The organism is Lacisediminihabitans profunda (assembly GCF_008040105.1).
Taxonomy (GTDB): Bacteria; Actinomycetota; Actinomycetes; order Actinomycetales; family Microbacteriaceae; genus Lacisediminihabitans; species Lacisediminihabitans profunda.
In genome coordinates this window covers 297,670-304,069 of the sequence record NZ_VRMG01000007.1, presented here as the reverse complement: position 1 = coordinate 304,069, position 6,400 = coordinate 297,670, and the positions used below count along the sequence as shown (strand labels likewise).

General features: G+C 69.7%; 6 protein-coding genes. 1 reads left to right on the top strand and 5 read right to left on the bottom strand.

The features are described from left to right. Positions 1 to 63: 63 nt before the first annotated feature. Positions 64 to 2,373, bottom strand: coding sequence for a phosphoribosylformylglycinamidine synthase subunit PurL (purL, locus tag FVP33_RS10885; RefSeq protein ID WP_147783667.1), 2,310 nt, complete (start codon positions 2,371 to 2,373; stop codon positions 64 to 66). A 153-nt stretch (positions 2,374 to 2,526) separates the two neighbouring features. Here purL and FVP33_RS10880 point away from each other — a divergent pair, with 153 nt between their 5' ends. Beyond that, complete coding sequence (locus FVP33_RS10880; protein ID WP_147783666.1) at positions 2,527 to 3,717, top strand: mechanosensitive ion channel family protein; 1,191 nt, start codon at positions 2,527 to 2,529, stop codon at positions 3,715 to 3,717. Positions 3,718 to 3,770: 53 nt separating this feature from the next. Here the strand turns inward: FVP33_RS10880 and purQ are convergent, their stop codons facing one another. The 4 genes from purQ to FVP33_RS10860 are packed head-to-tail and all read right to left on the bottom strand — an operon-like array spanning position 3,771 to position 6,257. Then, a complete protein-coding gene (gene purQ / locus FVP33_RS10875; protein ID WP_147783665.1) occupies positions 3,771 to 4,466 on the bottom strand; it encodes a phosphoribosylformylglycinamidine synthase subunit PurQ in 696 nt (231 codons plus the stop codon). Next, the gene (gene purS / locus FVP33_RS10870; protein ID WP_147783664.1) at positions 4,466 to 4,774 is read right to left on the bottom strand and encodes a phosphoribosylformylglycinamidine synthase subunit PurS; all 309 of its coding nucleotides are present in this window, start codon (positions 4,772 to 4,774) and stop codon (positions 4,466 to 4,468) included. Before purS ends, purQ begins: the two co-directional genes overlap by 1 nt. 41 nt (positions 4,775 to 4,815) lie before the next feature. After that, positions 4,816 to 5,436 (bottom strand): nucleoside/nucleotide kinase family protein, encoded by a 621-nt coding sequence (locus FVP33_RS10865; protein WP_246142295.1) that lies wholly within the window; start codon positions 5,434 to 5,436, stop codon positions 4,816 to 4,818. Next, the gene (locus FVP33_RS10860) at positions 5,433 to 6,257 is read right to left on the bottom strand and encodes an SGNH/GDSL hydrolase family protein (protein ID WP_147783663.1); all 825 of its coding nucleotides are present in this window, start codon (positions 6,255 to 6,257) and stop codon (positions 5,433 to 5,435) included. The genes FVP33_RS10865 and FVP33_RS10860 overlap by 4 nt, the downstream gene beginning before the upstream one ends. Between the last annotated feature and the right edge of the window lie 143 nt (positions 6,258 to 6,400).

Sequence of the window (6,400 nt, the reverse complement as noted above, 5' to 3'; positions counted from 1 at the left end):
ATACCGGAGGTCTTCACCAATCGGCTCACGCCACGCTGATCACAACGTCCCTGGGAACTACAGCTAGTACCCGACCACGGGGCCGAAGTGCTCGGGCAGCGTGCCGCGGTGCGTGTCGCGCAACTCGTCGATCGTGAGCGTGAACTGGTCCTGCACCTCGAGGGCTCCACCGGAATCGGTGACGCCGATCCGCAGCACCGGATAGCCGCGGCCCTCGCACAGGCCGACGAAGCGCACGTCGTCCTCGCGCGGCACCGAGACGATCGCGCGCCCGGTGGACTCGCTGAAGAGGGCGGCCGTGGCATCCACGCCGTCCCGCTGCATGATCTCGCTCACCCAGACCCGGGCGCCGACGCCGAAGCGCAGCACCGACTCGGAGACGGCCTGGATGAGGCCCCCCTCCGACAGGTCGTGGGCCGAGGCGATGATGTTCTGCTCAGAGCCGGCGGTGATGAGACCGGCGAGGCGCTGTTCGCCCGCGAAGTCGACGACGGGCGGGACGCCGCCGAGGTGGTGGTGCAGCACGTCCGACCAGGCCGAGCCGTCGAGCTCGTCGCGGGTGATGCCGAGCAGGTAGATGTTGTTGCCCTCGTCCTGCCAGCCACTCGGGATGCGGTTGGCCACGTCGTCGATCACGCCGAGCACCGCCACGACGGGGGTCGGGTGGATCGGCACGTCGCCGGTCTGGTTGTAGAAGCTCACGTTGCCGCCGGTGACGGGGATCTCGAGCTCGAGGCATCCGTCGGACAGTCCCTCGACAGCCCTGGAGAACTGCCACATGACCTCGGGGTTCTCGGGGCTGCCGAAGTTGAGGCAGTCGGAGACGGCCACCGGGGTCGCCCCGGTGACGGCCACGTTGCGGAAGGCCTCGGCGAGGGCGAGCTGCGCGCCTCGGTACGGGTCGAGCTGGCTGAAGCGTCCGTTGGCATCCGTCGCCACGGCGAAGCCGAGCCCGGTCTCCTCGTCGACGCGCACCATGCCGCCGTCGTCGGGGAAGGAGAGGGCCGTGTTGCCCATCACGTAGCGGTCGTACTGGTTGGTGATCCAGTCCTTGGACGCGAGGTTCGGGCTGCCGAGCAGGGCCACGGCCTGTGCGCGAAGCTCGTCGGGGGTGGAGGCGCGGGGGAGCATGGCGGTGGAGTCGGCCTGCAGTGCGTCGATCCAGGCGGGGTAGGCGACCGGGCGGTTGTAGACGGGCCCGTCGACGGCCACGGTGCGCGGCTCGACGTTCACGATCTCCTCGCCGTGCCAGTTGATCACCAGGCGGCCGGTGTCGGTCACCTCGCCGAGCACGGAGGTCTCCACGTCCCACTTCGCGGTGACCGCGAGGAAGCCCTCGAGCTTCTCCGGGGTCACGATCGCCATCATGCGCTCCTGGCTCTCCGACATGAGGATCTCCTCGGCGGTGAGCGTGGGGTCCCGCAGCAGAACCTTCTCGAGTTCGATGAACATTCCGCCGTCGCCGTTGGAGGCGAGTTCCGAGGTGGCGCAGCTGATGCCGGCGGCGCCGAGGTCCTGGATGCCCTCCACGAGCTTGTCGCGGAAGAGCTCGAGGCAGCACTCGATGAGCACCTTCTCGGCGAAGGGGTCGCCCACCTGCACCGCGGGGCGCTTGGTCGGGCCGCCGGCCGAGAACGAGTCGGATGCGAGAATGGATGCCCCGCCGATGCCGTCGCCGCCGGTGCGCGCTCCGAAGAGCACGACCTTGTTGCCCACGCCGCGGGCGTTGGCCAGGTGCAGGTCCTCGTGCCGCAGCACGCCGACGGCGAGCGCGTTGACGAGTGGGTTGGCCTGGTAGACGGAGTCGAACCAGGTCTCCCCGCCGATGTTCGGCAGGCCGAGGCAGTTGCCGTAGAACGAGATTCCGGCGACGACTCCGTGCACGACGCGGGCCGTGTCCGGGTCGTCGATGGCGCCGAAGCGCAGCGCATCCATCACCGCGACCGGGCGGGCGCCCATCGAGATGATGTCGCGCACGATTCCGCCGACGCCGGTCGCCGCGCCCTGGAACGGCTCGATGTACGAGGGGTGGTTGTGGCTCTCGATCTTGAAGGTCACGGCCCAGCCGTCGCCGATGTCGACGACTCCCGCGTTCTCCCCCATGCCCACCATGAGGTTCTTCTTCATCTTCTCGGAGACCTTGTCGCCGAACTGGCGGAGGTAGACCTTCGACGACTTGTAGGAGCAGTGCTCGCTCCACATCACCGAGTACATGGCGAGCTCGCCACTGGTGGGGCGGCGGCCGAGGATCTCGCGGATCTTGAGGTACTCGTCCTCCTTGAGCCCGAGGGCTCCGAACGGCTGCACCCGGTCGGGGGTGGCGGCGGCGTTGGAGACGGTGTCTGCAGCGGAAACTGTGGTGGGGGTGCTCACGGGCGCAAGTGCTCCTGGATCGAGGGCGTGCCGGATGGGACAATTCTATCCGGGTGGCGGAGCCCGGTTCCGGTCAGCCGGCCGGCGGACATCCGCACGCTCTGCCGGGGCGAAATCCGTCTACCGTGGTAGCGTCCGAACCGAAGGGGACCCATGTCCGACTGGAAGACGTGGCCAGGCCTCGCCGTCGCGACGGCGGTGGCGCTCGCGGCCGCCCTGGTCATCATCGTGCTCACCTCGGTCGTCACCCGGGTGGCGGCGCGGCGCCGGGAGTGGCCGAAGGCGCTGCGCTCGAGTGCCCGCTATCCCTACCGGCTGCTGCTGCTCATCGGCGCCGCCTGGATCGCCATCGCGATCACCCTGCCCGACCCGAGCCTCCGGGCCACGGTCAACCACGCCTTCCTGATTGCGATGATCGCCGTGGGCACGTGGTTCGTCGCCGCGATCGTGAGCTTCGTCATCGGTCTCGCCGTGGGCCGGTACCGCACCGACGTGCCGGACAACCGGATCGCGCGGCGCCTGCAGACCCAGCTCATCATCGTGCGGCGGCTCGCCGGCGTGGTGATCACGATCGTCGGGATCGCCTCGATCCTGCTCACCTTCCCCGGGGTGCAGGCGGTGGGTGCGAGCGTGCTCGCTTCGGCCGGACTGGTGAGCATCGTCGCGGGTCTCGCCGCACAATCGACGCTCGCCAACGTCTTCGCGGGGGTGCAGCTCGCCTTCAGCGACGCGATCCGGGTGGATGACGTGGTGATCGCGGAGGGGCAGTGGGGCCGCATCGAGGAGATCACCCTCACCTACGTGGTGGTGCACATCTGGGACGACCGGCGCCTCGTGCTGCCGTCCACCTATTTCACCAGCACGCCGTTCGAGAACTGGACCCGGCACTCGAGCGAACTGCTCGGTTCGGTGGAGTTCGACCTCGATTGGCGGGTGAGCCCGGATCAGATGCGCACCCAGCTCGACGCGATCCTGGCGGACACCGATCTCTGGGACGGGCGAACCGCCGTGCTGCAGGTGACGGATGCCGTCGGCGGTTTCGTGCGCATCCGTGTGCTGGTCACCGCGGTTGACGCGCCCACGCTCTTCGACCTGCGCTGCCTTGTGCGCGAGCGGATGGTGGAGTGGCTGCACACCCGCGACGCGGCGGCCCTGCCGCGCACCCGCCTCCAGACGGTGGAGCAGGAGGCGCGCCCGCGGGCGGCGGCCACTCCCACGGAACCCATCGGCCTCTTCACCGGCACCGCGGAGGCGGAAGAGCGGGCAAGCCACTTCACGTCCGCGATCCCGGTCATGGACAACCCGGCCGTGGACAGCCCGGCCGTGGACCGGGACGAGCGTTAGCCCCTCGCCAGGCTCATCGACTCCGGGACCCCGGCGCGCCGCACGCGACGACTCTAGGCCGAGATGAGGGCGTGGATGGCGCTCGTGAAGAAGGTGAGGCCGTCGACCCCCGACCGCATGGCGGCTGCGGTGTCCGGGCCGAAGCCCTCCTCGGTGGCGTGCTCGGGATGCGGCATGAGGCCCACGATGTTGCCACGCGCGTTCGAGATGCCGGCGATGTCGTTGATCGAACCGTTCGGGTTCACCTCGAGGTAGCGGAACGCGACCTGCCCCTCGCCCTCGAGTCTCGCGATCGTCTCCGCGTCGGCGATGAAGCCGCCCTCGCCGTTCTTGAGCGGGATGGTGATCTCCGCGCCGGCCTCGAACTGGTTGGTCCACGCGGTGTTCACGTTCTCCACCCGCAGCTTCTGGTCGCGGCAGATGAAGCTGCCGAGCTCGTTGCGGATGAGCCCGCCGGGAAGAAGGTGCGCCTCGGTGAGCATTTGGAAGCCGTTGCAGATGCCGAGAACCGGCATGCCGGAGTTGGCGGCGTCGATGACCTCGGCCATGATCGGCGAGAAGCTCGCGATCGCCCCGCAGCGCAGGTAGTCGCCGTAGCTGAAGCCGCCGGGCAGCACGATCGCGTCCACTCCGCGCAGGTCGTGCTCGCCGTGCCAGAGCGCGACGGGCTCGGCGCCGGCGAGGCGCACCGCCCGCTGGGCGTCACGGTCGTCGAGCGATCCCGGGAAGGTGATGACGCCGATGCGCATCAGTTCGCGTCCGTCGTTTCCACCGAGACGGCCAGGTCCGGCTGGGGGGCCGGGGCGACATCCGGTGCCACCGTGATCGAGACGACGTCTTCGATCACCGAGTTGGAGAACATGTCGTTCGCGAGCTCGGTGACCTCGGCGAGCACCTCATCGGTCACCGGCCCGTCCACGGTCACTTCGAAGCGCTTGCCGATTCGCACGGCGCTGAACCTGGTCTTGCCGAGGCGGGTGAGGGCTCCGGCGACGGCCTTGCCCTGCGGGTCGAGAAGCTCGGCCTTGGGCATTACCTCGACGACGATTGTGGGCACCAAATACTCCAGGGAGTTCGACGGGGGTGGATTCAGCCAGTCTAGCCGAGACGGATCTCGTGGTCGGCCCGCACCGCGGTGCCGTCGATGAGGCGCGCGTTGGCCTCATCCGGCCCCGTCGCCCACGCGGCCGCGGCATCCGGAGTCTTGCCGAAGCGCACGTGGCGCTCGATCAGGCGGCGCAGGCGGATGTCGTGGTCGACCGCCACGAAGAAGCTCAGATCGATCAGCGGGGCGACCCGCTCCCAGCCCTGCGCGTCGTGCAGCAGGTAGTTGCCCTCCACCACCAGCACGCGCTTCTCCGGAGCAATCGCGATCGCGTCGGGTATCGCCTCCTCGATCTCGCGGTCGAACCCCGGCGCGAGCACGAGACCTCCGGAGAAACGCAGGGCGGTGAGGGTGGCGACCAGGGCGTCGACGTCGAAGGTGTCCGCGGCGCCCATCCTGTCCCGGCGTCCGAGCTCCACGAGTCGGGCCTGCGGCAGGTGGTAGCCGTCCATGGGGAGCAGCACGGCCTCGTCGCCGAGTCGTTCCACGAGCCGGTCCGCGGTCGTGGACTTGCCGGAACCGGGCGGGCCGACGATGCCGACCACGAGTCGGGAGTCCCCGCGCGCGCCGGTCACGACGGCCGCGATCTCGTCGATGCTGCGCAGGACGCTCACCGCACCAGCCCGTTCAGGAGTTCAGACGGCACGACCCCGATGGCGAATTCGATCCACTCCCGATAGCCGGACGCACTCGGATGAAAAAGGTCGCTGGCCCAGAACGTCGGCGTGTATGGGGGAGGCTTCGGGATGGCGAAGACGCGGTCGAGACCGCCGACGGCCGCCCGGGCGCCGTCGTCGAGGCTCGCCGCGTGCAGTGCGAGGTTCCAGCGCAGGGGGTTGACCAGGCTCGAGAAACGGTCGAAGCGCGGCATCAGCGAGACGAGGATCAGGGCGTCGGGACTCGCCGCGCGGAGCCTCGCGACGAGCTCCCGTACGTCCCGCGCGAAGGCGAGCCGGGAGCGCAGCGCGAGGGCGTCGTTCGCGCCGATGCTGAGGAAGACCAGGTCATAGCTCTGTTCGGTCGCCGTGCCGACGAAGCGCTGGAGCAGGTCCCGCGCCGTTGCGCCGTTCTCGCCGACGGCATGCCAGCGGGTTCCGCGACCGGTGACGCGCGCCACCTCCCGGGCGAGATTGCCGGGCAGCGCGTCATTCTGGGTGTCGGCCCCCACCCCGGCCGCGGTCGAGTCGCCGAGCACCAGCAGCCGCACCGGGTGCGGGCCGGCCAGCGTCCCCGACCACGGCTCGGCGGCATCCGGCAGCCTCGGGATGATTCGCCGGGCACGCCGCGCCTGCACGATCAGCACGGGGGAGAGCGTCACGGCGACGAGCCGACTCAGGATGTTCGGCCGCAGAGTCCTCACCGTCGCGGTCCCGGCGGCGGCAGCCTTGGGCTGCGCCGTCTTGTCCCGCTCTGTCTTGTCCCGCTCTGTCGTCACCCGTCGATGCTAATCGCCCCGCCCGCCCCGTCCCGCCTCCGCCCCCTCACTCATCCGTCACCAACTGCTCACTGGCGGCCGGTAGAGAGCAGTTGGTGACGGGCGAGTGTTCGGCGGGCCGACGAGAGGCGGGCCGACGGCAG